This window comes from Psychrobacter sp. MES7-P7E (assembly GCF_002863645.1).
Lineage (GTDB): Bacteria > Pseudomonadota > Gammaproteobacteria > Pseudomonadales > Moraxellaceae > Psychrobacter.
This window is the reverse complement of sequence record NZ_PJBU01000043.1, coordinates 1-1145: the sequence shown is the minus strand read 5'-3', so window position 1 is coordinate 1145 and position 1145 is coordinate 1. Positions and strand designations below refer to the sequence as shown.

1 protein-coding gene is annotated in these 1145 nt (G+C 47.1%); it reads left to right on the top strand.

Going from position 1 to position 1145, the window contains the following annotated elements; all coding sequences use genetic code 11:
• Positions 1 to 21: 21 nt before the first annotated feature.
• Positions 22 to 1145 (top strand): elongation factor Tu (gene tuf / locus CXF62_RS01400; RefSeq protein ID WP_102092632.1); only part of this gene is annotated, 1124 nt, incomplete at its 3' end.

The window sequence follows — 1145 nt, the reverse complement described above, 5'->3', positions numbered from 1 at the left end:
CCAAAAAAAGAGGAAATACCCATGGCAAAGGCCAAGTTTGAACGTAACAAGCCACACGTCAACGTCGGTACAATCGGACACGTTGACCATGGTAAAACAACCCTTACCGCTGCAATCGCAACCGTAGCTGCAATCACCTCTGGTGGCGAAGCCAAAGACTACGCGTCTATTGACTCAGCACCAGAAGAAAAAGCACGTGGTATCACAATCAACACCTCACACGTAGAATATGACACAGACAGCCGTCACTACGCACACGTAGATTGCCCAGGTCACGCCGATTATGTTAAAAACATGATCACTGGTGCTGCCCAGATGGACGGCGCAATCCTAGTAGTATCTGCAACTGACGGCCCTATGCCACAGACTCGTGAGCACATCTTGCTTTCACGTCAGGTTGGCGTACCGTACATCATCGTATTCATGAACAAATGTGACATGGTTGATGACGAAGAATTGTTAGAACTAGTAGAAATGGAAGTTCGTGAATTATTGAACGACTATGACTTCCCAGGCGATGACACTCCTATCGTTAAAGGTTCTGCTACTGAAGCCCTAAAAGGCTCACAAGAAAAATACGGCCAACCAGCTGTTGTAGAACTACTAAACGTACTAGACACCTACATCCCAGAGCCAGAGCGTGACATCGACAAAGCATTCCTAATGCCAATCGAAGACGTATTCTCAATCTCAGGTCGTGGTACCGTAGTAACAGGCCGTGTTGAATCTGGTATCGTTAAAGTTGGCGACGAGATCGAAATCGTTGGTATCCGTGACACTCAAAAAACCACCTGTACTGGTGTAGAGATGTTCCGTAAACTGCTTGACGAAGGTCGTGCAGGCGAAAACTGTGGCGTACTACTACGTGGTACTAAGCGTGAAGACGTACAACGTGGCCAAGTACTAGCTAAGCCAGGTTCAATCACTCCTCACACCAAGTTTGACGCTGAAGTATATGTATTGTCAAAAGAAGAGGGTGGTCGTCACACACCATTCCTAAACGGCTATCGTCCACAGTTCTACTTCCGTACTACTGACGTAACTGGCGCAATCCAATTACAAGACGGTACTGAAATGGTAATGCCTGGTGATAACGTTGAGATGGGCGTAGAGCTTATCCACCCAATCGCTATGGACAAAGGTCT